This window comes from Streptomyces sp. NRRL S-1813 (assembly GCF_000719605.1).
GTDB classification, from domain to species: domain Bacteria; phylum Actinomycetota; class Actinomycetes; order Streptomycetales; family Streptomycetaceae; genus Streptomyces; species Streptomyces decoyicus.
Genome location: NZ_JOHB01000001.1, coordinates 483,888 through 509,299, shown reverse-complemented (window position 1 = coordinate 509,299; position 25,412 = coordinate 483,888). Strand labels below are relative to the sequence as shown.

At 72.0% G+C, this 25,412-nt stretch carries 26 protein-coding genes; 12 read left to right on the top strand and 14 right to left on the bottom strand.

Annotated features, from left to right (window positions below; all coding sequences use genetic code 11):
- The first annotated feature begins 189 nt into the window (after window positions 1-189).
- Window positions 190-1,449 carry an MFS transporter gene (locus tag IF67_RS0102375; RefSeq protein ID WP_030981580.1) on the top strand — a complete coding sequence of 420 codons (1,260 nt, stop codon included), beginning with the start codon at window positions 190-192 and terminating at the stop codon, window positions 1,447-1,449.
- Window positions 1,450-1,552: 103 nt separating this feature from the next.
- Here IF67_RS0102375 and IF67_RS0102370 read toward each other — a convergent pair whose 3' ends face one another.
- The gene (locus IF67_RS0102370) at window positions 1,553-2,137 is read right to left on the bottom strand and encodes a suppressor of fused domain protein (protein WP_030981578.1); all 585 of its coding nucleotides are present in this window, start codon (window positions 2,135-2,137) and stop codon (window positions 1,553-1,555) included.
- Window positions 2,138-2,660: 523 nt separating this feature from the next.
- Between IF67_RS0102370 and IF67_RS0102365 the strand changes: the two genes are divergently transcribed.
- Window positions 2,661-3,782 carry a magnesium and cobalt transport protein CorA gene (locus IF67_RS0102365; protein ID WP_030981576.1) on the top strand — a complete coding sequence of 374 codons (1,122 nt, stop codon included), beginning with the start codon at window positions 2,661-2,663 and terminating at the stop codon, window positions 3,780-3,782.
- An 88-nt stretch (window positions 3,783-3,870) separates the two neighbouring features.
- The gene (locus tag IF67_RS0102360; protein ID WP_030981574.1) at window positions 3,871-4,410 is read left to right on the top strand and encodes a hypothetical protein; all 540 of its coding nucleotides are present in this window, start codon (window positions 3,871-3,873) and stop codon (window positions 4,408-4,410) included.
- Window positions 4,411-4,549: 139 nt separating this feature from the next.
- Here IF67_RS0102360 and IF67_RS0102355 read toward each other — a convergent pair whose 3' ends face one another.
- Window positions 4,550-5,332, bottom strand: coding sequence for a hypothetical protein (locus IF67_RS0102355; RefSeq protein WP_030981572.1), 783 nt, complete (start codon window positions 5,330-5,332; stop codon window positions 4,550-4,552).
- 197 nt (window positions 5,333-5,529) lie between these two features.
- On the opposite strand from IF67_RS0102355, the gene IF67_RS0102350 reads away from it, so the two are divergent.
- Genes IF67_RS0102350 through IF67_RS0102340 form a run of 3 tightly spaced genes read left to right on the top strand, consistent with a single transcriptional unit; the run spans window position 5,530 to window position 8,611 of the window.
- Window positions 5,530-6,837, top strand: coding sequence for a magnesium transporter MgtE N-terminal domain-containing protein (locus IF67_RS0102350; RefSeq protein ID WP_030981571.1), 1,308 nt, complete (start codon window positions 5,530-5,532; stop codon window positions 6,835-6,837).
- Complete coding sequence (locus IF67_RS0102345; RefSeq protein WP_030981569.1) at window positions 6,827-7,408, top strand: DUF1003 domain-containing protein; 582 nt, start codon at window positions 6,827-6,829, stop codon at window positions 7,406-7,408. The genes IF67_RS0102350 and IF67_RS0102345 overlap by 11 nt, the downstream gene beginning before the upstream one ends.
- A gap of 42 nt (window positions 7,409-7,450) precedes the next feature.
- Window positions 7,451-8,611, top strand: coding sequence for an Mrp/NBP35 family ATP-binding protein (locus IF67_RS0102340; protein WP_030981567.1), 1,161 nt, complete (start codon window positions 7,451-7,453; stop codon window positions 8,609-8,611).
- Between the two features lie 111 nt (window positions 8,612-8,722).
- Here the strand turns inward: IF67_RS0102340 and IF67_RS0102335 are convergent, their stop codons facing one another.
- The 5 genes from IF67_RS0102335 to sigE all read right to left on the bottom strand — a co-directional run bounded on the left by IF67_RS0102335 (window position 8,723) and on the right by sigE (window position 14,261).
- Complete coding sequence (locus IF67_RS0102335; RefSeq protein ID WP_030981565.1) at window positions 8,723-9,367, bottom strand: hypothetical protein; 645 nt, start codon at window positions 9,365-9,367, stop codon at window positions 8,723-8,725.
- A 119-nt stretch (window positions 9,368-9,486) separates the two neighbouring features.
- Window positions 9,487-9,972 carry a sec-independent translocase gene (locus tag IF67_RS0102330; protein WP_030981563.1) on the bottom strand — a complete coding sequence of 162 codons (486 nt, stop codon included), beginning with the start codon at window positions 9,970-9,972 and terminating at the stop codon, window positions 9,487-9,489.
- Between the two features lie 116 nt (window positions 9,973-10,088).
- Entirely contained in the window at window positions 10,089-12,488 is a 2,400-nt protein-coding gene (locus tag IF67_RS0102325) for a trypsin-like peptidase domain-containing protein (protein WP_030981560.1), read from the bottom strand.
- 124 nt (window positions 12,489-12,612) lie between these two features.
- Window positions 12,613-13,572, bottom strand: a complete 960-nt coding sequence (locus IF67_RS0102320; protein ID WP_030981558.1) for a zf-HC2 domain-containing protein — start codon at window positions 13,570-13,572, stop codon at window positions 12,613-12,615.
- Entirely contained in the window at window positions 13,569-14,261 is a 693-nt protein-coding gene (sigE, locus tag IF67_RS0102315; protein ID WP_030981556.1) for an RNA polymerase sigma factor SigE, read from the bottom strand. The genes IF67_RS0102320 and sigE overlap by 4 nt, the downstream gene beginning before the upstream one ends.
- Before the next feature lie 274 nt (window positions 14,262-14,535).
- On the opposite strand from sigE, the gene IF67_RS0102310 reads away from it, so the two are divergent.
- Window positions 14,536-15,219, top strand: a complete 684-nt coding sequence (locus IF67_RS0102310) for an O-methyltransferase (protein WP_030981554.1) — start codon at window positions 14,536-14,538, stop codon at window positions 15,217-15,219.
- Between the two features lie 151 nt (window positions 15,220-15,370).
- On the opposite strand, the gene IF67_RS41060 is transcribed toward IF67_RS0102310, so the two are convergent.
- Window positions 15,371-15,538, bottom strand: coding sequence for a DUF3117 domain-containing protein (locus IF67_RS41060; RefSeq protein ID WP_006603288.1), 168 nt, complete (start codon window positions 15,536-15,538; stop codon window positions 15,371-15,373).
- Window positions 15,539-15,872: 334 nt separating this feature from the next.
- Between IF67_RS41060 and IF67_RS0102300 the strand changes: the two genes are divergently transcribed.
- A complete protein-coding gene (locus IF67_RS0102300; RefSeq protein WP_030981552.1) occupies window positions 15,873-16,673 on the top strand; it encodes an enoyl-CoA hydratase/isomerase family protein in 801 nt (266 codons plus the stop codon).
- Window positions 16,674-16,740: 67 nt separating this feature from the next.
- On the opposite strand, the gene IF67_RS0102295 is transcribed toward IF67_RS0102300, so the two are convergent.
- Entirely contained in the window at window positions 16,741-17,346 is a 606-nt protein-coding gene (locus IF67_RS0102295) for a DNA-3-methyladenine glycosylase I (protein ID WP_030981550.1), read from the bottom strand.
- Window positions 17,343-17,792: a DivIVA domain-containing protein gene (locus tag IF67_RS38710; RefSeq protein ID WP_037838608.1), complete on the bottom strand. Its 450-nt coding sequence runs from the start codon at window positions 17,790-17,792 to the stop codon at window positions 17,343-17,345. The genes IF67_RS0102295 and IF67_RS38710 overlap by 4 nt, the downstream gene beginning before the upstream one ends.
- A gap of 91 nt (window positions 17,793-17,883) precedes the next feature.
- Between IF67_RS38710 and folP the strand changes: the two genes are divergently transcribed.
- A complete protein-coding gene (gene folP, locus IF67_RS0102285) occupies window positions 17,884-18,744 on the top strand; it encodes a dihydropteroate synthase (RefSeq protein ID WP_030981546.1) in 861 nt (286 codons plus the stop codon).
- 12 nt (window positions 18,745-18,756) lie between these two features.
- Here folP and IF67_RS0102280 read toward each other — a convergent pair whose 3' ends face one another.
- Together IF67_RS0102280 and dapE are read right to left on the bottom strand one after the other, a co-directional pair.
- Entirely contained in the window at window positions 18,757-19,506 is a 750-nt protein-coding gene (locus IF67_RS0102280; protein WP_030981545.1) for a TIGR00730 family Rossman fold protein, read from the bottom strand.
- 124 nt (window positions 19,507-19,630) lie between these two features.
- Complete coding sequence (gene dapE / locus IF67_RS0102275) at window positions 19,631-20,722, bottom strand: succinyl-diaminopimelate desuccinylase (protein ID WP_030981543.1); 1,092 nt, start codon at window positions 20,720-20,722, stop codon at window positions 19,631-19,633.
- A gap of 40 nt (window positions 20,723-20,762) precedes the next feature.
- Between dapE and IF67_RS0102270 the strand changes: the two genes are divergently transcribed.
- Window positions 20,763-21,695: a hypothetical protein gene (locus IF67_RS0102270; RefSeq protein ID WP_030981541.1), complete on the top strand. Its 933-nt coding sequence runs from the start codon at window positions 20,763-20,765 to the stop codon at window positions 21,693-21,695.
- 302 nt (window positions 21,696-21,997) lie between these two features.
- Window positions 21,998-22,450 carry an ATP-binding protein gene (locus IF67_RS0102265; protein WP_234340950.1) on the top strand — a complete coding sequence of 151 codons (453 nt, stop codon included), beginning with the start codon at window positions 21,998-22,000 and terminating at the stop codon, window positions 22,448-22,450.
- Between the two features lie 106 nt (window positions 22,451-22,556).
- Here the strand turns inward: IF67_RS0102265 and dapC are convergent, their stop codons facing one another.
- Both dapC and fdxA read right to left on the bottom strand, forming a co-directional pair.
- On the bottom strand, window positions 22,557-23,690 hold the full coding sequence (gene dapC, locus IF67_RS0102260) for a succinyldiaminopimelate transaminase (protein WP_030981537.1): 1,134 nt from the start codon (window positions 23,688-23,690) through the stop codon (window positions 22,557-22,559).
- Window positions 23,691-23,869: 179 nt separating this feature from the next.
- Entirely contained in the window at window positions 23,870-24,190 is a 321-nt protein-coding gene (gene fdxA, locus IF67_RS0102255) for a ferredoxin (RefSeq protein ID WP_030981535.1), read from the bottom strand.
- Between the two features lie 140 nt (window positions 24,191-24,330).
- Here fdxA and IF67_RS0102250 point away from each other — a divergent pair, with 140 nt between their 5' ends.
- Window positions 24,331-25,410, top strand: coding sequence for a GNAT family N-acetyltransferase (locus IF67_RS0102250; protein WP_030981534.1), 1,080 nt, complete (start codon window positions 24,331-24,333; stop codon window positions 25,408-25,410).
- The last annotated feature ends 2 nt before the right edge of the window (window positions 25,411-25,412 follow it).

Below are 25,412 nucleotides of genomic sequence, written 5' to 3'. Positions count from 1 at the left end.
CCGAATCACGTACGGCGCCGCGCATTTGACCGGTTTCCCGGCCCGCGCCTCCCCGCCAGGACAGGTAGTTGCCACTTGCACTCTTTAGCGTACCTAACTTATTGTGTGTAAACGTCAACGATCTTGGCGGACCCACGGGGCAGCGGGGGTCAGGGATACGCAACCGGCAACGGGAAGGGGAACCGCAGCATGAGCGGCACGAAGAGCAGCGGCCACGGCCGCGCGGACGATCCGTTCGAGGAGGGCGGCACGTCCCTCCTGCGCCAGCCGAAGGCCGTATGGGCCACGGCGGGCGCCTCGGTCGTGGCCTTCATGGGCATCGGCCTCGTCGACCCGATCCTCCCCTCGATCGCCCAGGGCCTGCACGCCACCAACAGCCAGGTCTCCCTCCTCTTCACCTCCTACTTCCTGATCACCGCCGTCGCGATGCTGGTCACCGGATTCGTCTCCAGCCGTATCGGCGGCCGGAAGACGCTGCTGGCCGGACTGGCACTGGTGGTGGTCTTCGCCGCGCTCTCCGGCATGTCGGGATCGGTCGGCGAACTCGTCGGCTTCCGGGCCGGCTGGGGCCTGGGCAACGCCCTGTTCGTCTCCACCTCGCTGGCGGTCATCGTGGGCGCCGCGGCCGGCGGGAGCGCAGCGGCGATCCTGCTCTACGAGTCCGCGCTGGGGCTCGGGATGGCCTGCGGCCCGCTGCTCGGCGCGGTCCTCGGCGACATGAAGTGGCGCTACCCGTTCTTCGGCACCGCCGCCTTGATGGCCATCGGCTTCCTCGCCATCACGGCCTTCCTCAAGGAGCAGCCCAAGCCGGCCCGCAAGACCTCGCTCCTCGACCCCGTCAAGGCCCTCGGCCACGGCGGCCTGGCCTCCGCCGCCGTCTCCGCGTTCTTCTACAACTACGCGTTCTTCACGGTGCTGGCCTTCACCCCGTTCGTGCTGAACATGTCGCCGTACAAGTCCGGTGGGGTGTTCTTCGCCTGGGGTGTGCTGCTCGCGGTGTTCTCGGTGATCGTGGCGCCCCGGCTCCAGCACCGCTTCGGCTCGCTGAAGGTGCTGGGCGCCTCGCTGCTGCTGCTCGCCGCCGACCTGCTCGTACTGGGCTACGGCGACCACACCACCGCCGTCGTCTGCACGGTCGCGTCCGGCGCCTTCATCGGCCTGAACAACACCGTCTTCACGGAACTGGCCCTGGGCGTCTCGGACGCGCCGCGTCCGGTGGCGAGCGCCGGCTACAACTTCGTGCGGTGGTTCGCGGCGGCGGCCGCACCGTTCCTCGCGCCCAAGATCGAGGAGTGGACCGACATCCATATCCCGTTCGTGATCGCGGCCGCGGCGGCAGTGGTCGGCGCCGCCATCGTCGCCCTCCGGCGCCGGGCGCTGACCCTCCACGCCGAGGAACGGGAGCCGCAGCACGCCGTGCAGGACGGGGTGGCCGTCTTCGCCGACTGAGGCGGAACCCGCGCGCCCGTCCGTCTGCCGTCCCGCACAAGGAAACTGACGCCCCGTCCGCCCTCTCTTCCGGAGGGCGGACGGGGCGCGCCGCCGTAGCGGCTCAGTCGAGCGGTACGCCCGCGCGCAGCGGGTCGCGCAGGTCCGTGCCGCGCTCCAGCCAGCGCTTCTCCAGGGCCTCGGCGCCGTGCACCCGCTTCCAGGCGGCCTCGTTGGGCGTCATCGGCAGCAGCGGCAGAAACCGGACCGGCTCCCTCGGATCGTCGAGTTCGAGGTCCTCGACGAGCCCCCCGGGCGATGCGACCAGGACCGAGGTGAAAGCCGCCTCCGGCCACAGCGGCTCCCCCACGTCCAGCGAGGCACCGGGAGCCACGACCACCCCCTCGACCTGCGGCGACGCGGCGAGCACGGCGAGCGGCCTGAGCACCTTGTCGCTCTCCACGCGGCCGGCCCTTACGGACAGCAGGAGTTCGGCGCGCGGGCCCCGCAGGGGATCGGCCAGTACGACGGTGGGATCGGCCATGGGCTGCGCGGACATCCCGAGCGTGGCGTAACGGACCACCCCGTTGTCCACAAAGCGGAGGACCTCGATACGGTCGGTGCCGAGGAAGGTGACGGCGGCGCGCGCGTCCGGCTCGCCCAGGGTTGTCCGCAACCGGGCCTCGACCAGCTCAAGAACGTCAGACATGCCGCGAGCATACGGCCGGTCCCGCACCCGGCCGGCACCTCGGCGGTCTCCCCCGGGCTCCGTCCGGGGGGCTCCGTCGCAGCGCCCGTCCTTCGTATGGAACAGGCAAAGCGGCACCGTAACGCTTCAGGCGGCTGATAGCCTTGCCGTCTGGTCAGGGAATGACGTCGTCCCCCAACGGGGACCGGCCGGAGGAGGTGGGGCTGCGGTGGATCCGAGTCGACCGTGCAGTACCGATAGTTCTCCTGTCATCCCCTTCGCGCAGCGAATCTCCTGATCCGAGAGCTTCCGTACCCCGCCGCTCAGCGGCGAAACCAGGGAAGCACCTTTGCGCCGGATGTAGATGACGGAAGAGCGCCTTCGACTCTTTGTTCCGTGTTTTCTGCGAACTGCCGTCAGTGTCCCCGCACGGAGCGCCGCCCGCTTTGCGGACGTACAGCCGATGACGCCTTGTACGTCCACGTTCCGGGCAGCGTTGCGCCCCGCGCTCGCAGCTGACGGCCGGCCCGTGAAGGAGCCTGCCATGTCGATGATCCGTGACCTGCGTGCCGCCGTCCGTCCGTCCCGGCGTCGCGACGACGCCCCGTACCGCTACGAGTCCGTCCCCTGCGCGAACAGCGCCATCGTCGACTGCGGTGTGTACCGCGAGGGCCGCCGGGTGAGCGAGCACGTCAGCCCGGCCGAGGCGATGGCCGGGGTCCGGGCCGAGGGCGGCTTCGCCTGGATCGGACTGCACGAGCCCACCGAGGCCGAATTCGCCGGTATCGCCCAGGAGTTCGGGCTGCACCCGCTCGCCGTCGAGGACGCCGTGCACGCGCACCAGCGCCCCAAGCTGGAGCGCTACGACGAGACCCTGTTCACCGTCTTCAAGACGGTCCACTACGTGGAGCACACCGAGCTGACCGCGACCAGTGAGGTGGTGGAGACCGGCGAGGTGATGTGCTTCACCGGCCGGGACTTCATCGTGACCGTGCGGCACGGCGGCCAGGGCTCCCTGCGTGCGCTGCGGCACCGGCTCCAGGACGACCCGGAGCTGCTGGCCAAGGGGCCGTCCGCGGTGCTGCACGCCATCGCCGACCAGGTCGTCGACGGCTATATGGCGGTGGCCGGTGCGGTCCAGGACGACATCGACGAGGTGGAGATCGACGTCTTCAGCTCGGGCACCAACGGCAAGGGCAACGGCGGCAAGGGCTCCCCCAAGGGGGGCGACGCCGGGCGGATCTATCAACTCAAGCGTGAGGTACTGGAGTTCAAGCGCGCGGTGTCGCCGCTGCTGCGGCCGATGCAGCTGCTGAGCGAGCGCCCGATGCGGCTGGTCGACTCCGACATCCAGAAGTACTTCCGGGATGTCGCCGACCACCTCGCGCGGGTCAATGAGCAGGTGCTGTCCTTCGACGATCTGCTCAACTCCATCCTTCAGGCCAACCTCGCGCAGGCGGCCGTCGCGCAGAACGAGGACATGCGCAAGATCACGGCATGGGCGGCGATCTTCGCCGTGCCCACGATGATCGCCGGGATCTACGGCATGAACTTCGACTACATGCCCGAGCTGCACTGGAAGTTCGGCTACCCCGCCATGATGCTGGCGACGGTCGCCCTCTGCTTCGGCATCCACCGCGGGTTCAAGCGCAACGGGTGGCTGTGACCTCGGCCGTGTGACGTCCGGGTCCGCCCTGTCTCAGGGCCTGGGCGGGCCCGGGGGGCCTCGGCACGGAGACATTAGGCTGGACCGCATGACGGAGACCGTGTCGCAGGCCTTGCAGGATCGGGCGCTCATCGAAGAGGCCACGAAAAAGTCCGGCCTCATCTGGGTGCGGGGAAGCGCCGGCCCGGCCCGGGCGCTGTGGCATCTGTGGCACGACGGCGCCGCCTGCCTCATCGGGGACGGGTCCGGCGAACAGCCGCTGGCCGACCTCGGGCTCACCGACGGCGGTACGGCGACGGTCACCGTACGCAGCAAGGACAAGGGCGGCCGGCTGATCGCCTGGCAGGCCAGGGTGGTCGAGCCGGCGCCCAGGAGCGAGGCCTGGCAGTCCGCCGTCGACGAACTGAAGGGCAAGCGCCTCAACGCGCCGGACGCCGACACCCTCACGGAGCGCTGGGCGCGCGAGTGCCGGGTGCTGCGGCTGGAGCCGACCGGGGAGGCCGGGCAGCGCCCCGGGCAGATGCCGGAGGACTCGCACGCCGCGCCGCCGCTGGCGACCTCCGCGATCACCCGGCGCCCCGCTCCGGCCGCGCTGCCGAGGCTGCTGCGGCGGGGGCGTAAGGGCTGAAGCCCGGGACGTGCGGGCCGAGCCCGGCGCGTCAGGCCGGTGCATCAGGCCAGCGCATCAGGCCAGCGCATCAGGCCGATGCGGCCTCCGGGGCCGGCCGCACCCGGCGAGCTGCCGGGCCGGGGTCCGTCCCCGGCGCTCAGCCCTTGCCGGCGATCTTGCTGCCGTAGTCGACGACCTGGTCCTTGGCCGGGGCCTTGAGGTCCACGCTCTTGCCCCAATCGGCCAGCCGGACCACCCCCGCACCGCCGGCGCGACGCAGCCGCAGCGGGTAGGGCGTGCCCTCCAGCGAGACGTCCAGGGTGCCGCCGGAGCCCGCCCCGGCCGCCACCCGGATGGTGCGTACGCCGTTGATGTCGCTGCGGTCACCGGTCGTCAGCTTGCCGTGCAGCCCGAGCAGGCCGGCGAGCAGGGTGTCCTTGTCGGTGAAGCCGCTGAAGCGCTTGTAGACGGGGTCGGTGGCGGGCACCTTGACGTACTTGCCGCCGAGCTTGTCCGCCGCCTGGTTGGGTGCCCCCTGCGCACCGCTCTTCTCGCCGGCCCAGAAGGCCGCGTTCGCCTTCAGATAGAGCGCATCGCCGACCCGCAGCAGCTGGAAGGCGGCCGCCTTCGTGGTCAGCTCGCCCTTCGCGCCGTCCTTCGCCAGACTCATGTCGAGCTTGTAGGTGCGGCCCTGGCTGACGACGTTGCCGGAGAGGTGCACCGTATCGGCGCGCTGGGCCGCGGCCCGTGCCTTGGACTCGATCTTCGAGGCGGGCAGCTTTCCCACGCCATTGGTGCCGGCGTCCGGGTCTTCTTCCCCACCACAGCCCGTCAGCGCCGCGGCCAGTACCGCACAGGACGCCCCCACGAGCGCGGCCCGTCCCGTACGACGGGTTCCGGCCAGGGATCGGGGGCCGGCCCCCTGGGGGATTGCACTCACGTGGGCTCTGCCTCCTGATGCGGGTGACCTCGACAGCAGTACGGCAGCGTACCTGGGCCGCGCACGGTCTTCGGCGGGGTGCGTGGCGGTCACCCTACGGCCTCTCCCACCAGGGCGGCGGGGGCCGGGGCGCGTTAGCCTGAACCCGAATTGATGCCTTATTTCGGTGCCGAACGGGAGAAAGGGCGGCACTCTGCATGGCAGTGGTGACTCCCCGGGTCTTTGTCTCCCACCTCGCCGGCATCGCCGTCTTCGACCCCAACGGCGACCAGGTCGGCCGGCTGCGGGACCTCGTCGCGCTGCTCCGGGTCGGCGACCGCCCGCCACGGCTGCTCGGCGTGGTCGTCGAGGTGATCAGCAGGCGCCGGATCTTCGTGCCCATGACGCGGGTGACCGGAGTGGAGTCCGGCCAGATCATCATCACCGGCGTGGTCAATATGCGGCGCTTCGAACAGCGGACGTCCGAGACGCTGGTGCTCGGCGAGCTGCTCGACCGGCGGGTGCGGCTGGTGGAGACCGGCGAGGAGGTCACCGTCCTCGACATCGGCATCACCCAGCTGCCGGCCCGCCGTGACTGGGAGATCGACAAGGTCTTCGTACGGAAGGGCAAAGGCGGGGCGCTGCGCCGCAAGGGCGAGGTGCTGACCGTCGAGTGGTCCGCAGTGACCGGCTTCTCGCTGGAGGAGCACGGGCAGGGGGCGGAGAGCCTGCTCGCCACCTTCGAACAGCTGCGGCCCGCCGACCTCGCCGGCGTACTGCACCACCTCTCCGCCAAGCGGCGCGCCGAGGTGGCCGCGGCGCTCGACGACGACCGGCTGGCCGATGTCCTGGAGGAGCTGCCGGAGGACGACCAGGTCGAGATCATCGGCAAGCTGAAGGACGAGCGGGCCGCCGACGTCCTGGAAGCGATGGACCCGGACGACGCCGCCGATCTGCTCTCCGAACTACCCGAGGAGGAGAAGGAGCGGCTGCTGGCGCTGATGCGGCCGGAGGAGGCCGCGGATGTGCGGCGGCTGATGGCGTACGAGGAGCGGACCGCGGGCGGTCTGATGACCACCGAGCCGATCGTGCTGCGCCCGGACGCGACGGTCGCGGACGCCCTGGCACGGGTGCGCGACCCGGACCTCTCGCCCGCGCTGGCCGCCCAGGTCTATGTCTGCCGGCCACCGGACGAGACCCCCACCGGCAAGTATCTGGGCCTGGTGCACTTCCAACGGCTGCTGCGCGACCCGCCGTTCACCCTCGTCAGCTCGATCGCCGACACCGATCTGCCGGCCCTGCCACCGGACACCCCGCTGCCGGAGGTGACCAGCTATCTGGCCGCGTACAACATGGTCGCGGCTCCGGTGGTGGACGAGGGCGGGGCGCTGCTGGGCGCGGTCACCGTCGACGATGTGCTGGACCATCTGCTGCCGGACGACTGGCGCGAGGACGGTCTGCACGGCTCGGCGGCGGCCGGTCTGACCGGCGACAGGCATGCCGGGGAGCGGGCCGATGGGCGCTGAGGAGCGGGAGAGCGGCCGGGAACGGTCGCGGGCGAACGGCGCCTCGGCGGTGCGCCGGGGCGCCACCGACCGGCCGCGGGTCCGTCTCGACCAGCCGCGCGCACCGCGCCGTACGTTCCTGCCGGAGTACGACCCGGAGGCATTCGGGCGGCTGTCGGAGAAGATCGCCCGCTTCCTGGGGACCGGCCGCTTCATCGTCTGGATGACCGTCACCATCATTGTGTGGGTCATCTGGAACACGACGGCGCCCAGCAGTGTGAGGTTCGATCAGTACCCGTTCATCTTCCTGACGCTGGCGCTGTCGCTCCAGGCGTCGTACGCCGCACCACTGATCCTGCTGGCGCAGAACCGCCAGGACGACCGCGACCGGGTCACCCACGAGCAGGACCGCAAGCAGAACGAGCGCTCCATCGCCGATACCGAGTATCTGACCCGGGAGATCGCGGCCCTGCGGCTCGGTCTGGGCGAGGTCGCCACCCGCGACTGGATCCGCTCCGAGCTCCAGGACATGCTGCGGGATCTGGAGCTGCGGCAGCCGGCCGGTGCGGAGAGTGACGAACGCGACCGCTGACAGGCTTTCCGGAGGCACCCTCACGCGCCGTACCATCGGGACATGGCTACCGACACTCCCCCAGGCGCCGCGCCGAGCGAGGACGCGATCCGCGAAGCGCTCGCGACGGTGAACGACCCCGAGATCCACCGTCCCATCACCGACCTGGGGATGGTCAAATCGGTCGACATCGCTGCGGACGGCGCGGTGGCGGTCGTGGTCTACCTCACCGTCTCCGGCTGCCCGATGCGCGAGACGATCACCAACAACGTGCGCGACGCCGTCACGAAGGTCCCCGGCGTCACGGGCGTCTCGGTGGAGCTCGATGTGATGAGCGACGAGCAGCGCAAGGAACTGGCGACCTCGCTGCGCGGCGGCACCGCCGAGCGCGAGGTGCCGTTCGCCCAGCCCGGTTCGCTGACCCGGGTCTACGCCGTGGCCTCCGGCAAGGGCGGTGTCGGCAAGTCGTCGGTGACCGTCAACCTCGCCGCGGCGATGGCCGCCGACGGCCTGAAGGTCGGTGTCGTGGACGCCGACATCTACGGCCACTCCGTGCCCCGCATGCTGGGCGCCTACGGCAAGCCCACCCAGGTCGAGAACATGATCATGCCGCCGTCGGCGAACGGCGTGAAGGTCATCTCGATCGGCATGTTCACCCCCGGCAACGCCCCCGTCGTCTGGCGCGGCCCGATGCTGCACCGCGCGCTCCAGCAGTTCCTCGCCGACGTCTACTGGGGCGACCTCGACGTCCTGCTGCTGGACCTGCCCCCGGGCACCGGCGACATCGCGATCTCGGTGGCTCAGCTGGTGCCGAACGCCGAGATCCTGGTCGTCACCACCCCGCAGCAGGCCGCCGCCGAGGTCGCCGAGCGGGCCGGTTCGATCGCCGTGCAGACCCACCAGAAGATCGTCGGCGTGGTCGAGAACATGTCCGGGCTGCCCTGCCCGCACTGCGACGAGATGGTCGATGTCTTCGGCACCGGCGGCGGCGAGCGGGTCTCCGAGGGCCTGACGAAGACGACCGGCACCCAGGTGCCGGTGCTCGGCGCCATCCCGATCGACGTCCGGCTGCGCGAGGGCGGCGACGAGGGCAAGCCGGTCGTGCTGACCGACCCCGACTCCCCCGCCGGCTCGGCGATCCGCGCGATCGCGGGCAAGCTGGGCGGCCGGCAGCGGGGCCTCCAGGGCATGTCGCTCGGCATCACCCCGCGCAACAAGTTCTGAGACCGCGGCCGCGGCCGGTTCCCCGAGGGTGGGGGCCGCCGTGGACGCCGGCTCCCGGATGATGCGGAAAGGGGCGGGCCCGTACGGGTCCGCCCCTTTCCGCGTGGCCGTTCAGCCGTCGTACGCCGCCAGGTCCTGGATCACCGAGAAGCCCAGCCCGTATGCGCTCATCCCGCGCCCGTAGGCACCGATGTGCACGCCCTCGGGGCCCTCGCTCGCCGAGCCGGCCAGCACCCAGCCGTACTCGGACTCGCGGTAGGCGAACGACGTCGGGGTGCCGTCCACCGGCAGCATCAGCTCGCTCCAGCTCCCGCCGCCGAGATCGTCGGCCAGCTCCCAGGCGAGCATCGTCTGCTGGTCCAGCCAGTCCTGACGCAGCGTCCGGTCCATCTGGGTCGGCCAGGTCTGCGCGAGCAGGCCCGACCCGGCGAGCCAGGCGGCCGTCGAGACCGAGGTCGCCTCCAGTACGCCGGTGCCGTCGGCGCTGCGCCGTACGGGGCGGCTGGCGACCGTGACCACTACTGCGAACCGCTCGTCCTGCGGGGGTTCCACCTTGATCGTGGGCTCCTCGCCGTGCCCGGTGGCGCCGTGCTCGACGGTGCCGTCCGCGGCCGCGCCTACCTGCATCAGCCAGCGCGGACCGGTGAACGCCTCGTCGAGGCCGTACCACGGGAACGCGGCCAGCAGATAGCCGTCGACCTTCCGGCCGGCCTCGGCGGACACCCCTTGTGCCGCTGTCCGACTCGTCGTCTCCATCTGCGCGGAGCCTCCTTGTTGCCCTGCGTCGTGGGCGGCCCGCCCCCCTCAGGCGACCGAACCCCGGACACCCGGAGCATAGCCATAGGCGTCAACACAGCCGGTCATACCGGTGTGTGTCAGGTGGCGTCGGAGTCGAACGGCGGACGCTCGTCCGGCTGACGGCTTCCGGCCTTCTTCACCAGGTCAGGGCGCCCGGCGGAGGCGGCCGGGGGCTCCTTGGACAGGCTGGGACCTGCCCCGTTCGAGGGCGTGGCGGAAGGGGCACTGTCGTGGCCGTTGACGGCGTCGGTGACCTCGGCCATCTCCTTCTTCAGGTCGAAGCCGTTGCGGATCTCCTGAAGGTCCTTGAGGCCGTACTCGTCCTTCTCCAGGACATGCTTGCGCACGAAGTTCTTGGGCTTGAGGTCCTCGAACTCGAAGTCCTTGAAGTCCGGCCCCAGCTCGCTGCGGATGTCCTCCTTGGCGCTGTCGGAGAACGCCCGCACCTTGCGGATGAAGCCCATGACGTCCTGGATGACCTTGGGGAGCTTGTCCGGGCCGAAGATGAGCACCGCAAGGATCACGAGCGCCACCAGCTCGAGGGGTCCTATGTCGAAGAACACCTTGCAGCTCCTTGGGTAATCCGCGGCCTTCGTCGGCCTATGGGCCAGGCCGCCTATCACGGTACCTGGCCCCGTACGTCGGGCGGGAGTCGCCCGCCCCAACACCATGCAAACGATCAGCCCGTGCTGGAGGAACCCAGGCTGAGCCGTACGGACCGTTCCTTGCCGCCCCTGTGGAGGGTGAGCGCCAGCGTGTCGCCGGGCCGGTGGCTGCGGATCTTGACGATCAGCTCCTCGCCGCTGTGCACCGGGGAACCGTCCACGGTGGTGATCACATCACCGGCCTTGATCCCCGCCTTGGCGCCCGGTCCGTCCGGGATGACCGGCGGCTTGCCGCTCTTGCTGTGCTCGCTGACCCGCGCCCCGTCACCGGCGTACTCCATCTCCAGGGTCAGGCCGATTACCGGATGCGTCGCCCGGCCGGTGTTGATCAGCTCCTCGGCCACCCGCTTGGCCTGGTTGATCGGTATGGCGAAGCCCAGCCCTATGCTGCCGCCCTGGCCGCCGCCGCCCAGTCCGCTGCCGCTGTCGGCCGCCCGGATGGCGCTGTTGATGCCGATCACCCGCGCCTTGGCGTCCACCAGCGGGCCGCCGGAGTTGCCCGGGTTGATGGGCGCATCGGTCTGGAGCGCGTCCACGTACGAGACATCGCTGCCGTCGCCCTTCTCGCCGCCCGCGGTGATCGGGCGCTGCTTGGCGCTGATGATCCCGGAGGTGACGGTGTTGGCGAGGTCGAACGGCGCGCCGATCGCCACCACCGGGTCGCCGACCTGCACGGAGTCGGAGTTGCCGAGCGTGAGCGGCCGCAGTCCCGTGACGCCCTCCACCTGGATGACGGCGAGGTCGTAGCCGCCGTCCTCGCCGACGACCTTGGCCTTGGCCGTCTCGCCGCCGCTGAAGGTCACCGAGATCTCGCCGCCGCTGCCGGCCGGCTGGACGACATGGTTGTTGGTGAGGATGTGGCCCTGGCGGTCGAGGACGAAGCCGGTGCCGGTGCCCTGCTCGGCGCTGCCGCGTACGTGGATGGTGACCACCCCGGGCAGCGCGCTCCGGGCGATCCCGGCGACGCTGTCGGGCCTGCGGCCGGCCTCGTCACCGGCGGACTGCGGAAGCCTGATGTCGTTGATCCCGCCGTAGCGCTCGACGTATGCGCCGATGCCGCCGCCGATGCCGCCCGCGAGCAGCGCGAGCGCCACCGCGCCGGCGACCAGCAGCCCCCGCCGGCGGCGGCGTTCGTGCCGTGGCTCGGCGACGGGTCCGCCCTGGAGCGGCGCGCTCCAGGGGTCGTACTGCTGCCAGGCGCCGTGGGAGGCGGACGGCTGTCCCTGGGCGGAGGCCGGGCCGTGGTCGCCGGGCAGGCCGGAGAAGGGCTGCGGCGGGGCGGCGTACGGCCCGGCCGCGGCTGCCGGGCGTGGACCGCCGTCGCCGGGGTGCGGGAGGAAGGCGCCGTCCGCGGCGTTCCGCGCCCCGTCGGGTCCGGCGGCCGGTCCGGCCGCCGTGTCCAGGGGGGCGGTCCGCGGACCGGTGGGGTGCGGTGCGGTGGGCTGCGGGCCGGTGGGCTGCGGTGCGTCGGTCCGGGAGGCGGTGGTCGGGGCGGAGGCGGTCTGCGGGGGGCCGGACTTCTGGAGTCCGGGCCGGTGGGATGCGGCGGGCTCGGCGGCCGGGCGGGGGTGCGCGGCGTCGGCCGTCCCGGCCGGCTGCGGCTGCTCGCCGGGGGGCGTGAGCGGCGGGAGGTCCTCGACGGTCGTCCCCGGCCCGCCCGTCGGCGAAGCGGGCGGTGCGGCGGGCTGCGCCGGACTCGGGTAGCCCGCACCCGGAACCACGCCCTGCGGGGCCGCAGGGGCACCGTACGGGGGCTGCGGCCCGGCGGCCGGCGGGAGCACGGTGCCGTGTGCGGGGGTCGCCACCGGCCGCTGTACGGGCGGCGCGGGCGCCCACGGCCCGGGGCCGCCGTACGGAGGGGTGCCGTACGGGTCCTCGGGATGCAACGGCTGCTGCCGCTGCGGCGCCGCGCTCGGGGTCTCGGCCGCTACCGGCACCGTGGGCGGTACCGGAGCGGGGGCCGCCACCACGGTCGGGGCCGTTTCGTCCGCAGCCGCGGGCCGTGTCCCGTCCCGCACGTCCCCGGCCACCCGGCGGAGCGTCACGGTCGACGGCACCGGGCGCGCACCGCTCGGCCCGGCGCCCGCGGCCCCGGGATCCTCCTGCGGCGTCCCGTTCGCGGCCCGCACGCCCCCGGCCACCGTCAACCCATCGTCCGCCGGGGCCGCTTCGGGCGCCTCGGCGCTCCCGGAGGACGGGTTTGCCACACCTGCTTCCGAGGCGTTCCGCGGCTCGGGCGGGCGCACGATCCAGTCCTCCGCCTCCTGCACATCGGACGCGCCGGCCCCCGTCCCGCCCGCCGGGCCGTCGGCGGACGGCATCGCCTGCGGACCGGCGGAGGGTTCCGTGCGCGGGGTGCCTCCCGGGCGGCTCCACCACTTCAGCTTCGGCCCGGCGGCCTTACCGTCGTCCATGCTCTCCCCAGAATTCGCCCGCGGTCGTGCGCGGGCCACCGCCACCTCGCGGCACGCGCCCGGTCAGGGGTGCGCCGCCCCACCGCGATTCAACCAGTTCCGAGGGGGGCTGCGCAGGGGACGGTCAGTGGTGGGCGGAGGTTGAGCCAGGGGCGGAGGGGCCTGCCGCGGCCGCGGAACCGATCAGCGGACGCATGGGCTCCAGGGGCGGGAGCCCCGGCGGGTTCTTCCGCACGGGGGCGTTGCCGGTCGCGGCGGCCAGCGGCGCGAGGTGGTACGCCGAGGCCGGACCGGTCGCGGCTATCAGCGGCGACAGGCCGAAGCGTCCCGCCGGGGCGGTCGCTGCCGCCGACGACTGCGGGGAGGGGGGCGCGGTGGTGGGACCGTACAGGGTCATGGCGCTGGGGGCCGGGGCCATGGTGGGACCGCCGGACGGCTGCTGCCAGGCGCCGGACCGGAAATTCTTGGCGGGAAACTCCTCACGGCGCAGGAGGGAATTACTGTCGGCCGCCGGGCTGACGCTGAGCGGGGTGACGGCCGTGCCGCCGCCGTCGACGCGTCCGCCGGGCAGATCCACCGCCGCCTCCAGCGGGAGGGCGCCGCCCAGCGCGAAGGCCGCGAGCGAGACCGCACCGGCCGCCGCGAAAGCGAACCGGCGCCGCTGCGCGGGCCGGTCGGTCTCCTGCACACGGAAGCCGCGCGCGCGGGACTGTGGGGGCACCGCTGCCATGGCATGGCCGGAGTGGCTGTCGGAGGGGAGGTAGCGGAACGCGCCGCCGCCGCGGGCGAAGTCGCCGCGTCCGAAGCTGCCGTTGCCGAGCCGGCTGCCGGGACCGCCGGGGTCGCCGCCGGGCAGCTGTTGCAGCCGTGCCAGCAGCCCCTCGGACGGTCCTGGGGGTGCCGTCTCGGCGAATACGCTTTTGAGCCGACGCTGGGCGTCGGCCTCTGCTTTGCACCGTCCGCATGTCGCAAGATGCGCGAGCACCCGCTCGCGTGCGTCATGCCCCAACTCGCCGTCGACCAGAGCCGCGAGGCGGTCGCCGAGATGCTGCTCGGCGGGGGACGGACCGCCCATGGCACTCACGCGATTCCGACCTCCCCCGTGGGCACCACGGCCAGCGAGCGCCGCTGCTCACGCTCTTCGGCGCGCGTGGCCGGAGCGCGGTGCTTGAGCGCCTTGCGCAGATGGGAGCGGCCGCGGTGGATCCGGCTGCGGACCGTACCGAGCTTGACACCGAGCGTCGCGGCGATCTCCTCGTACGACAGGCCCTCGATGTCGCACAGGACGACGGCGGCACGGAACTCGGGCGCGAGGGTGTCCAGCGCCTGCTGCACATCGGCATCGAAGTGGGTGTCGTTGAAATGCTGCTGCGGGGAGGGCTCACGGCTGGGGAGCCGCTCGGCGGCATCGTCACCCAGCGCATCGAAGCGGATGCGCTGACGGCGGCGGACCATGTCCAGGAAGAGGTTGGTGGTGATCCGATGCAGCCAGCCCTCGAAGGTGCCGGGGGTGTACGTCGACAGCGAGCGGAAGACGCGGACGAAGACCTCCTGGGTGAGGTCCTCGGCGTCGTGCTGATTGCCGGTGAGGCGGTAGGCGAGGCGGTAGACCCGCGCACTGTGGGTGCTGACGATCTCCTCCCAGCTGGGCGGAGTCCACGCCTGCGCATCCGCGTCTGCGGCAAAGGTCGCGGTCGTTGCGGAGTCGGCGACGGGGGCCCCTCCCACGGCCTTGGGGCCATGGGGGCGGGAACGGTCAGCAGTGTTTGTCACGGATTTCGGCTCGGCGAACGACCTCTTCAAGCGCCTCAGCACCCCTCGGTCACCCGCCGCAGCCGCACCTCCCCTGGTGGCTCTGGTGGTGTCCAGTAGAGCCCCTACCATATCCACCTCGCCCGTTAGCTCCGGATAAGCAGTTTTGACCTGCATTTGGTCCTGCTGCGTGTCTCGCGCGGTCTTCACCGGTCCATCCCCCCGTCTTCCCCCTGCCTCTCCTCAACGTCCAGTCCCATCTGCGGGTTCCCGCACGCAGCGGATACAGTCACGGTTGCGTCAACTACGGGGACAGGAGAGGGCCATTACCGGCAACCGGCAGACGAACTTGGCATTCGCCGAGGCGTACGGCGCCGGGACCATCGACGACAGCGCCGAGGCCGCCCTGCGCTGGGCCCGTGACTGCGCGCGCGAAGCCGGCATCCGGACGGTGACGACCGGCACCGGCGCGGCCCTGCGTCTGCTCGCCGCCACCACGGACGCCAAAGCGGTCGCCGAGATCGGCACCGGCACCGGCGTGTCGGGCATCTACCTCCTGCACGGCATGCGTCCCGACGGGGTGCTGACCACCGTGGATCTCGAACCCGAGCGGCAGACGTTCGCCAAGCAGGCGTTCCGTTCGGCCGGCTTCGCCGGGAACCGCGCCCGCTTCATTCCGGGCCGCGCCCTGGACGTGCTGCCCCGCCTCGCGGACGGCGGCTACGACCTGGTGTTCTGCGACGGCGACCTGATGGAGTGCCTGGAATATCTCGCTGAATCGTTGCGTCTGCTGCGCCCCGGCGGCCTGGTCTGCTTCGAGGGCGTCTTCGCCGACGGCCGTACGGTCGACTCCGCGATGCAGCCCGCCGAGGTACTGCGGCTGCGGGAACTGCTGCGGGCCGTCCGGGAGAGCACCACGCTGGTGCCGGCCCTGCTGCCGGTCGGCGACGGCCTGCTCTGCGCGGTCAAGCGCGGCTGACCTGCATCGGTACCGGCACCGGTTCCGGGGGAGGACAGGAAACGGCCCCGGCACGTGGCGCGCCTTCACTGCGCGCCACGTTCCGGGGCCGGGGTATCTCGGCTGGGGATACCGGGTCAGCCCCGGGAAACCGCCGGTTGCGCCGCCCTTGTCAGACGGTGACCTTGTCCAGGGCCTCACCCAGGGCCTTGGCTTCGTCGGGGGTCAGCTCGACGACGAGCCGCCCGCCGCCTTCGAGCGGAACGCGCATGACGATGCCCCGCCCCTCCTTGGTCACCTCGAGCGGGCCGTCACCCGTCCGCGGCTTCATGGCCGCCATGCTCGTTCCCCTTCCTGAAACCAGCTCAATCAAGCTCATCTCAGCCGACGGCCCGAATAGGCACGTGTCACCGGCATCGAACAGATTGCTTCCAGGCCATTATCCCGCATCGAACGACCCGATGACCAACATCGGGCAGCATCCCTTCGGCAACCCGCTCACTCAAACCCCCTCAATTCGGGGAGGTGGCTGCAATACTTCTCCGCCCGGCGACCTCCGACGCGCCCGCAATCTTTGATGTACGTCACATGCCGGGGCCCGATGATCTCCGGCATCCTGAGCGCTGACTGCCGCTGCCGAGCAGTCCGAGCCGCGACGGAGGGGACTCCACACAATGGCCGACACCGTGCTCTATGACGTGACCGACGGACTCGCGACGATCACTCTCAACCGCCCCGACGCGATGAACGCGCTGAACATCGAGGCGAAGGTCCTGCTGCGGGACACCCTCAAGGAGGCGGCCGCCGATCCGGCCGTACGCGCCGTTCTGCTGACCGCCACCGGGCGCGCCTTCTGCGTCGGGCAGGATCTCAAGGAGCACATCGGCCTGCTGGCCGAGGACCGGGCCAATGGCACCGGCGGCACCATGAACACCGTGCGTGAGCACTACAACCCGATCGTGACGGCGCTGACCGAGATGCCCAAGCCCGTGGTCGCGGGCGTCAACGGGGTCGCCGCGGGGGCCGGCGCGGGTTTTGCGCTCGCCGCCGACTACCGCGTCGTCGCCGACTCCGCGGCCTTCAACACGTCCTTCGCGGGCGTCGCGCTGACCGCGGACTCCGGGGTGTCCTGGACGCTGCCCCGGCTGATCGGCCATGGCAGGGCCGCCGATCTGCTGCTCTTCCCGCGCAACATCAGCGCCCAGGAGGCGTACGACCTGGGAATCGCCAACAAGGTGGTCCCGGCCGACGAGCTCGCCGCCCAGGCCGCGGCCGTCGCCCGCCGGCTGGCCCAGGGCCCGACCGCCGCGTATGCCGCCCTCAAGGAGTCGCTGGCCTACGGGGCCGGGCACACGCTTGCCGAGACCCTCGGCAAGGAGGACGAGCTCCAGGGGCGGGCCGGGGCGTCGGAGGACCACCGGATCGCGGTCGAGGCGTTCGTGAAGAAGGAGAAGCCGGTCTTCCTGGGCCGCTGACCCGCACCCGCTGAACCGGCCACGCTTCCACGGCCCCGCTGAACCGCACCCGCTGAACCGGTCCGGGTCAGCCGGCCGCCGCTTCCACGGCCTGCCGGACATGGCAGTCCGCCAGATGGTCGTTGACCAGGCCGCATGCCTGCATCATCGCGTACGCGGTGGTCGGGCCGACGAAGCGGAAGCCGCGCTTCTTGAGGTCCTTGGCGAGCGCCGTCGACTCCGGGGTCACCGGCTGTAGATCGCTGACCGTGCGCGGCACCGGCCGGCCGGCCCGGTCGGGGGCGTAGGACCAGATGAGGCCGTCGAGTTCGCCCGGGGCCAGTTCGGCGGCGATCCTGGCGTTGTTGATCGTCGCGGCGATCTTGGCGCGGTTGCGGATGATGCCCGGGTCGGCGAGCAGCCGCTCGGCGTCCGCGTCCGTGAACCGCGCCACCCCGGCGATCCGGAAATCGGCGAACGCGGCGCGGAAGCCGGGGCGGCGGCGCAGGATCGTGATCCAGGAGAGCCCGGACTGGAACGCCTCCAGGCTCATCCGCTCGAAGAGGGCGTCGTCGCCGTGGACCGGCAGGCCCCATTCGGTGTCGTGGTAGGCGCGGTAGTCGGCCATCTGCGCCGACTCCATGCCCCAGGGGCAGCGCGGGATGCCGTCCGGTTCCGTCACCACGCCGCTCATGCCCTGTCCACGCCTTCCTGGTCCGTCCCGGACGCTTCGGATGTCCCGGGGTGCTCCGGTGCGCCGGGCCCGGGGGCCGGCCGCGTCTCCTTGACCGGCCCGAGCACGGGCGGGCCGTCCTGTATCAGCCCCGGGCCGCCCATGGCGGAGGCGTGCGCTCCGGCCAGCGCGGCCTCCAGCTCGGCGATCCGGGCGTCCCGCTCGGCGAGTTCGGCGCCCAGGCGGTCCAGGACGTCGTCGACCTCGTCCATGCGGTAGCCACGGACGGTCACCGGAAAGCGGACGGCCTCCACATCGGCGCGGGCCACCGGGCGGTCCTCCGGCAACGGGTCGTACAGCCGGTCCGGCTCGGCGTCCCGCAGCCCACCGCCGTCACCGCCGCCGACGACGACGAGGGTGACGGCGGCCACCACCACGACCATCGCGATCAGCAAGAACCAGAACACGACCAACTCCCCGACTATGTGCCTGCACTGATCGTGCCATGCGGGTGTGACAGTTAGGGTCGCTCCCGGACCATGGAGAGGGAGTCAGGGAATGCTGCGGCTGGGGAATCGCGAGTTCGGGGCGCACGAGCCGGTGATCATGGCGATCGTCAACAGGACGCCGGACTCGTTCTACGACCAGGGCGCCACGTTCCGTGACGAACCCGCGCTGGCCCGGGTGGAACAGGCGGTGGCCGACGGTGCCGCGATCATCGACATCGGCGGCGTCAAGGCCGGTCCCGGCGAGGAGGTCAGCGCCGAGGAGGAGGCCCGCCGCACGGTCGGGTTCGTGGCCGAGGTGCGCAAGCGCTTCCCCGATGTGGTGATCAGCGTCGACACCTGGCGGCACGAGGTCGGCGAGGCGGTCTGCGAGGCCGGCGCGGATCTGCTCAACGACGCCTGGGGCGGGGTCGATCCGCGGCTCGCGGAGGTCGCGGCGCGCTACGACGTGGGTCTGGTGTGCACGCACGCGGGCGGCGCCGAACCGCGCACCCGCCCGCACCGGGTGACGTACGACGACGTGATGGCGGACATCCTGCGGGTGACGCTCGGACTGGCCGAGCGGGCCGTGGAGCTCGGTGTCCGGCGGGACGCGATCATGATCGATCCGGGGCACGACTTCGGGAAGAACACCCGGCACAGCCTGGAGGCGACCCGCCGGCTGGGCGAGATGACGGACACCCCCTGGCCGGTGCTGGTCTCGCTGTCCAACAAGGACTTCGTCGGCGAGACGCTCGACAAGCCGGTCAAGGAGCGGGTGCTCGGCACCCTCGCGACCACCGCCGTCTCGGCCTGGCTGGGCGCGCAGGTCTACCGGGTCCACGAGGTCGCGGAGACCCGTCAGGTGCTGGACATGGTGGCCTCGATCGCCGGCCACCGGCCCCCGGCGGTCGCCCGCCGGGGACTGGCCTGAGGAGTCCGGGCCTCAGATCCCGACCTCCTTGGTCACCAGCGCGATCGCCTCGTCCACGTCGTCGCTGAGGTGGAAGAGCTCCAAGTCGTGCATCGACGCCTTCCCCTCAGCGATGAGGGTGTCGCGCAGCCAGTCGACCAGTCCGCTCCAGTAGGCCGTGCCGAACAGCACGATCGGGAAGCGGGTGACCTTACGGGTCTGGACGAGGGTGAGCGCCTCGAAGAGCTCGTCGAGGGTGCCGAGCCCGCCGGGGAGCACCACGAACCCCCGGGCGTACTTCACAAAACACGTCTTGCGGACGAAGAAGTAGCGGAAGTCGACCCCGAGGTTCACGTACTCGTTCATGCCCTGCTCGAAGGGCAGCTCGATGCCCAGTCCGACGGAGGTGCCCCCGGCCTCGTTGGCGCCCTTGTTGGCGGCCTCCATGGCGCCGGGGCCGCCGCCGGTGATCACCGCGAACCCGGCCTGGACCAGCGCCCGTCCGATCCGTACGGCGGCGTCGTACTCCTTGGAGTCGCGCGGCGTACGGGCCGAGCCGAAGACGCTGACGGCCGGGCCGAGCTCGGCCAGCGCGCCGAAGCCCTCGACGAACTCCGACTGGATGCGCATCACGCGCCAGGGATCGGTGTGCACCCACTCGGAGGGGCCTTCGGAGTCCAGCAGGCGCTGGTCCGTGGTGCCGGTACGCACCTGGTCCTGGCGGCGCAGTACGGGACCCAGCCGCTGCTCCTCAGGGACCGGTGCTCCCTCGGGACTGGCCATGTCGTGCTCCCTCCGCTGGCAGATCGTTTGCCGTTTCAGCGTAGATCCGCCGACGTGAAGAGCAGGGGAATTCGCCGGGTATGCGGTCGGGCGGCGGCCGGTCCCGGGAGCTGCGGCCGGGCCGTCAGGCGGTCAGCCAGGCGCGCAGCCGCTCCTCGCAGTGCAGGATGCGGTCGGTCTCGACCCGTTCGTCCTTCTTGTGTGCAAGCAGCGAGTAGCCGGGGCCGTAGTTGACGGCCGGGACGCCCAGCGCACTGAAGCGGGAGACATCGGTCCAGCCGAACTTGGGCATCGCGCTGCCGCCGACGGACTCCATGAAGGCCTTGGCCGCCGGGTGGGAGAGTCCGGGCAGCGCGCCCGGGGAGTGGTCGTCGACGACGAACTCGTCCACCGGGCAGTCCGCGAAGACCTCGCGCACGTGGGCCAGCGCCTCGTCGGGGCTGCGGTCCGGTGCGTAGCGGAAGTTCACGGTGACCGTGCAGGCGTCCGGGATGACGTTGTTGGCGACGCCGCCCTCGACGCGTACGGCGTTGAGGCCCTCGCGGTATTCGAGGCCGTCGATGACCGGGCGGCGCGGTTCGTACGCCGCGAGCTTCGCCAGGATCGGGGCGGCGGCGTGGATCGCGTTGGCGCCCATCCAGCTGCGGGCGGAGTGGGCGCGCTCACCGGTGGTGCGCAGCAGGACCCGCAGGGTGCCCTGGCAGCCGCCCTCCACCTGGCCGTCGGAGGGCTCCAGGAGGACGGCGAAGTCGCCGGCGAGCCAGTCGGGGTGGGCGTCGGCGACATGACCGAGCCCGTTGAGGTGCGCGGCGACCTCTTCCTGGTCGTAGAAGACGAAGGTCAGGTCGCGGTTGGGTGCCGGGACCGTGGCGGCCATCCGCAGCTGGACGGCGACGCCGGACTTCATGTCGCAGGTGCCGCAGCCCCACAGGACGCCGTTCTCGTCCAGCCGGGAGGGGACGTTGCCGGCGATCGGCACGGTGTCGAGATGGCCGGCGAGCACCACCCGCTCCTCGCGCCCCAGGTGCGTACGGGCCACGACGTTGTTGCCGTGGCGGTCGACGGTCAGATGCGGGAGCGCGCGCAGGGCGTGCTCGACGGCGTCGGCGAGGTCCTTCTCGTTGCCGCTCTCGGAGGGGAAGTCGACGAGCTGCGCGGTGAGCGCGGCGGCGTCGAGCGACAGGTCGAGGGCGGGGTGGTCTGTGCGGCGCTCCATGAATCCGACCCTATCGGCAGCACTCCAGTACGGTGGGCCCGTGTCCGCGCAGCCCTCAGCCCCCCTCCGCCGCAGCCGCCGGTGGCGTATCACCGCGGCCGTCTCCGTACTGATCGGACTGGCCGTCTACCTCGTGGTGCAGTACGTGACCGGTGGCCCCGGGGCGCCGAGCTGCACGGTGCGCGCCGAGGGCGCCGCCGAGGCCTACGAGCTGTCCCCGGAGCAGGCCGCGAACGCCGCGACGATCTCGGCCGTGGCCTCCTCGCGCGGGCTGCCGGAGCGGGCGGTGACCATCGCGCTGGCGACCGCGATGCAGGAGTCGGGGCTGCGCAACATCGACTTCGGCGACCGGGATTCGGTCGGGCTCTTCCAGCAGCGGCCGTCGCAGGACTGGGGCACCGTGAAGAAAATCATGGATCCCGTCTACTCGGCCGGGGAGTTCTACCGGCATCTGGCGAACGTGCCCGGCTACTCCCGGCTGCCGCTGACCGTCGCCGCGCAGAAGGTCCAGCACAGCGGCTACCCGCAGGCCTACGCCAAACACGAGGCGAACGCCGCACAGTTGACCGGGGCGCTCACGGGACGCGACCAGGGCGCGATGACCTGCACCGAGAGCCGCCCGGTGGGCAGCGGGGGCGCCGACGCCGCGAAGGTGCGGGAGAAGCTGGTGCGGGAGTTCGGCCCCCAGGTGCTGCCACGGGCGGGCGGCCCCGGCGGCCGTAGCGCGGGCGACGGGCGCGGCGTGACGATACCGGTGAGGTCGGCCGGTCCGGTGGTGGCCGCGGGCGATGCCTCGCGGCGCGGCTGGGAGCTGGCGACGTGGGCGGTCGCGCACTCCGCCGAGCTGCACATCGAACAGATCTCTTACGCCGGCCGGACGTGGACCGCGGCCGATTCGGGGAAGGGCTGGCAGCAGAAGCCGGCCGCTTCCGCGGCGGCCGCGCGCAACGTTCGTATCATCACCGAGCAATAGTTCGCCGGGTCCCCCTAAAGGGGCATGGGCGGCAATTCCTTTGATGCGCTGGGGAGTTGGCCGGACCGCGTGGGTGCGCTCGGCCAATTCCCTTGCGCGCAAAGGGCTGTGACGTTTTGGCAGCCCACCGGGCCGTGCGCATATTGCCCTTCTTTCTCCAGGGCGGATTATGTGACGCGTTACCAACTCTTTACCGGAGTTCACCGCAACCTTCGGGGTTCTGACGCGGTAGTCAGTGCGTCCGCCAGGCGGACATGGCACATCTGTCAGAAGTACGAGTCCTTCTCCGTCAAAGGAGCACCATGTCCCTCCCCGTTACGCGTCGGATCGCCCGAGCCGCCCTGCTCGTTGCAGTGGGTGCCGCTCCCGTGGTCGCTGCGGCCGGTTCCGCGACCGCTGCGGAACCGGCCGCCAAGGCACTCGGCGGGCTGACGGCGCCCCTGGACTCCCACAACACCAGCGAGACCCTCGACCACACCGCGCGCCACGGCGTCGGCCTGGTGAACGAGGCCGGCAGCAAGGCGGCGACGAAGCTCGCCCCGGCACTCGTCGAGACGGCCGGCCCGGTCGTGAAGAAGGCCATGCCGCTCACCCAGGGCGCCGCCGACAAGGCGGAGAGCGTGGTCCGCCCGGTCGCCAAGCACGGCGTCACCACCAACGCGCTGCCGCTCGCCAAGGACCTGGTCGGGTCGCCCCAGGGCCTGCTCGCCCCGGCTCAGAGCCTGCTCGGCGGCCTCCCGCTCGGCAGCCGCTGACCGGCCGGCAGTCCGCCCGTACGACGCGCAGGGGCCCGGGGAGTTCGCTCTCCCCGGGCCCCTGCGCGTGGTTGCGCGTCGTTGCGCGTCGTTCAGTGGCGGCGGCTCACTCCGCCAGCCGGCGCACCGCGGCGGCCACCCGCTCGTCGGTGGCGGTGAAGGCGATCCGTACGAACCGCTCCCCCGCGGCGCCGTAGAAGTCGCCGGGGGCGACGAGGATGCCGCGCTCGGCGAGCTCGCCGACGGTGTCCCAGCAGGGCTCGTCACGGGTCGCCCAGAGGTAGAGCGAGGCCTCGCTGTGCTCGATGCGGAAGCCCGCGGTCTCGAACGCGGAACGCAGCGCGGCGCGGCGGCGGGCGTAGCGCTCGCGCTGCTCGGCGACATGGGCGGTGTCGCCCAGCGCCGCGACGGTGGCGGCCTGGACGGGCGCCGCGATCATCATGCCGCCGTGCTTGCGGATCTGGAGCAGGTCGCCGAGGACCGCGGCGTCGCCGACGAGGAACGCGGAGCGGTAGCCGGCGAGGTTGGAGCGCTTGGAGAGGGAGTGGACGGCGACGAGGCCGTCGTGGGAGCCGCCGCAGATGTCCGGGTGCAGCACGGAGACCGGGTCGGCCTCCCAGCCCAGTTCGAGGTAGCACTCGTCGCTGAAGACAAGCACACCGTGCTCGCGTGCCCAGGCGACGGTGCGGCGCAGCTCGTCGGCGCTCAGCACCCGGCCGGTCGGGTTGGACGGCGAGTTCAGCCAGAGCAGCTTCAGGCCGCTGGGGTCCAGCTCCCAGGGCTCGTCGTAGACGACCGGCTCGGCCCCGGCCAGACGGGCGCCGACCTCGTACGTCGGGTAGGCCAGGCGCGGGTAGCCGACCTTGTCCCCGCGGCCCAGGCCCAGCTGGGTCGGCAGCCAGGCCACCAGCTCCTTGGAGCCGACGACCGGCAGCACGTTGGTGTGCTCCAGGCCCCGGGCGCCGAGACGGTCGGCCGCCCAGCCGGTGAGCGCGTCCCGCAGCGCGGCCGTGCCCCACACCGTCGGATAGCCCGGACTGTCGGCCGCGGCGGTCAGCGCCTGCTGCACCACCGCGGGAACCGGGTCGACCGGGGTGCCGACGGAGAGGTCGACGATGCCGTCGGCGTGCGCCGCGGCGGTGGTCTTGTACGGCTCCAGGCGGTCCCACGGGAAGGCGGGCAGGCGGTCGCGGAGCGACGCGCGGGGGGAGACGGGCTGGGGAGACGATGCTGCGCCCACGGTGCTCTCTTTCTCAGTGGTGCGGGACACCGGCGCACAACGCAGCGGTCCCGTACGGCGAGGTGGCCGTACGGGACCGGGCGGCGCCGTGCGACCTCCCCCGGCTCACACCGGGGGGCGCCCCCGACGACGTCGGAGGCGAAGGGGAGCGGGCGGGCTCCCCCTCGGTCCTCGGGTCGTTACTGGTTCTGCGGCGGCAGCGCCGCGATGAACGAGTGATCGCGGTCGATCAGGCCGAGCTTGCTGGCGCCACCGGGCGAGCCGAGCTCGTCGAAGAACTCCACATTCGCCTTGTAGTAGTCCTTCCACTCCTCCGGGGTGTCGTCCTCGTAGAAGATGGCCTCGACCGGGCAGACCGGCTCACAGGCACCACAGTCGACGCATTCGTCCGGGTGGATGTACAAGGACCGCTTGCCCTCGTAGATGCAGTCGACCGGGCACTCCTCGATGCACGCCTTGTCCTTGACGTCGACACAAGGCTGCGCGATGACGTAGGTCACGCTGTCGTTCCTCCTCGGTAGGGCCGGCGGACCGATTGGCAGTACCGCCGCTGGGCGCGCGGGAGCGCGGCGTCGTCGATGCCCGCCATCTAGTATCTCCGTTCCCGGGCGCGAGACGAACAAGAGGGGCGGTTTGAGCGATGGAATTCCTGGCCGGCGGCCACGCGGAGGTCCGCATCACCCGTGCTGACGTGGGCAAAAGGGTATCCGTCCGGCGTCTGACCGGGGGTGGGGCGGGGGAGGCGACGTTCACGGACGCGGTCGGGGTTCTCACATCCTGGGACGAAGGTGTGCTGAGCATCACACGGCGCAACGGTGAGTGCGTCCGGATCGCGGAGTCCTCGCTGGTGGCGGCCAAGGTGGTGCCCGCCCGTCGCCCGGCCACCACCGCCCGGGGGGCTGCACACCCCTCCTCGACGGAGCCGGTCCGCCGGCGAGGGCCGGCGGCCACCGCCCGGGAGCTCCAGCAGGTCGCGGCCCGTGGCTGGCCCGCTGTTGAGACAGCGCGTCTCGGGGAATGGACACTGCGGGCTTCGGGGGGATTCACCCGCCGCGCCAACTCCGTCCTGCCGCTCGGCGAGGCCGGTGTCCCCCTGGACACCGCGCTGGAGCGGATCGGCCAGTGGTATGACGAGCGCGGGCTGCCGGCGGTGATCGTGGTCGCCACGGGGCGGGCGGACACCGATGAGGAGCTGGCCGCGGCGCTGGCGGAGCGCGGCTGGGCCGACGAGCGGCACACCACGGTCCGGACCGCGGCACTGGCACCGCTCGCCGACACCGACGCGGACCTTTCCCGCGTCGCGCTGTCCCGGGAACCGGACGCGGACTGGCTGGCCCTGTACAACCGCACCGGCGAGGCCGACCGGGCCGACGAGGCCGCGCGAAACGCCCTGAAGGTGCTGACCGGCGGCCCCTCGGTGTGGTTCGCGACGGTGCACGACGCGGACGGCGGGACGGCGGCGATCGGGCGGCTGGTCGTCGACGGGCGCTGGGCGGGCTTCGCGGCGCTCGAAGTGGCGCCGGCCGCACGCCGTCAGGGGCTGGCCACGCTGGTGATGGCGGCGCTCGCCGAGCGGGCCCTCGCGGAGGGCGCCTCGGCGGCGTATCTCCAGGTCGAGGCGGACAACACGGGAGCCCTCGCGTTCTACGACCGGCTCGGCTTCACCGACCACCACGGCTACCACTACCGGCGCGCCCTGCCGGGCGGCGGCCGGCACTGAAG

Excerpts from the sequence above, each read along its gene's own strand:
- IF67_RS0102265 (WP_234340950.1), top strand. The coding sequence starts at position 21,998 with ATGTCCCTCCCCGTTACGCGTCGGATCGCCCGAGCCGCCCTGCTCGTT.
- dapE (WP_030981543.1), bottom strand. The coding sequence starts at position 20,722 with ATGGAGCGCCGCACAGACCACCCCGCCCTCGACCTGTCGCTCGACGCC.
- IF67_RS0102280 (WP_030981545.1), bottom strand. The coding sequence starts at position 19,506 with ATGGCCAGTCCCGAGGGAGCACCGGTCCCTGAGGAGCAGCGGCTGGGT.
- IF67_RS0102340 (WP_030981567.1), top strand. The coding sequence starts at position 7,451 with ATGGCTACCGACACTCCCCCAGGCGCCGCGCCGAGCGAGGACGCGATC.
- IF67_RS0102345 (WP_030981569.1), top strand. The coding sequence starts at position 6,827 with ATGGGCGCTGAGGAGCGGGAGAGCGGCCGGGAACGGTCGCGGGCGAAC.
- IF67_RS0102360 (WP_030981574.1), top strand. The coding sequence starts at position 3,871 with ATGACGGAGACCGTGTCGCAGGCCTTGCAGGATCGGGCGCTCATCGAA.
- IF67_RS0102350 (WP_030981571.1), top strand. The coding sequence starts at position 5,530 with ATGGCAGTGGTGACTCCCCGGGTCTTTGTCTCCCACCTCGCCGGCATC.
- folP (WP_030981546.1), top strand. The coding sequence starts at position 17,884 with ATGCTGCGGCTGGGGAATCGCGAGTTCGGGGCGCACGAGCCGGTGATC.
- IF67_RS0102300 (WP_030981552.1), top strand. The coding sequence starts at position 15,873 with ATGGCCGACACCGTGCTCTATGACGTGACCGACGGACTCGCGACGATC.
- IF67_RS0102365 (WP_030981576.1), top strand. The coding sequence starts at position 2,661 with ATGTCGATGATCCGTGACCTGCGTGCCGCCGTCCGTCCGTCCCGGCGT.
- IF67_RS0102335 (WP_030981565.1), bottom strand. The coding sequence starts at position 9,367 with ATGGAGACGACGAGTCGGACAGCGGCACAAGGGGTGTCCGCCGAGGCC.
- IF67_RS0102375 (WP_030981580.1), top strand. The coding sequence starts at position 190 with ATGAGCGGCACGAAGAGCAGCGGCCACGGCCGCGCGGACGATCCGTTC.
- IF67_RS0102295 (WP_030981550.1), bottom strand. The coding sequence starts at position 17,346 with ATGAGCGGCGTGGTGACGGAACCGGACGGCATCCCGCGCTGCCCCTGG.
- IF67_RS41060 (WP_006603288.1), bottom strand. The coding sequence starts at position 15,538 with ATGGCGGCCATGAAGCCGCGGACGGGTGACGGCCCGCTCGAGGTGACC.
- IF67_RS0102370 (WP_030981578.1), bottom strand. The coding sequence starts at position 2,137 with ATGTCTGACGTTCTTGAGCTGGTCGAGGCCCGGTTGCGGACAACCCTG.
- IF67_RS0102250 (WP_030981534.1), top strand. The coding sequence starts at position 24,331 with ATGGAATTCCTGGCCGGCGGCCACGCGGAGGTCCGCATCACCCGTGCT.
- IF67_RS0102325 (WP_030981560.1), bottom strand. The coding sequence starts at position 12,488 with ATGGACGACGGTAAGGCCGCCGGGCCGAAGCTGAAGTGGTGGAGCCGC.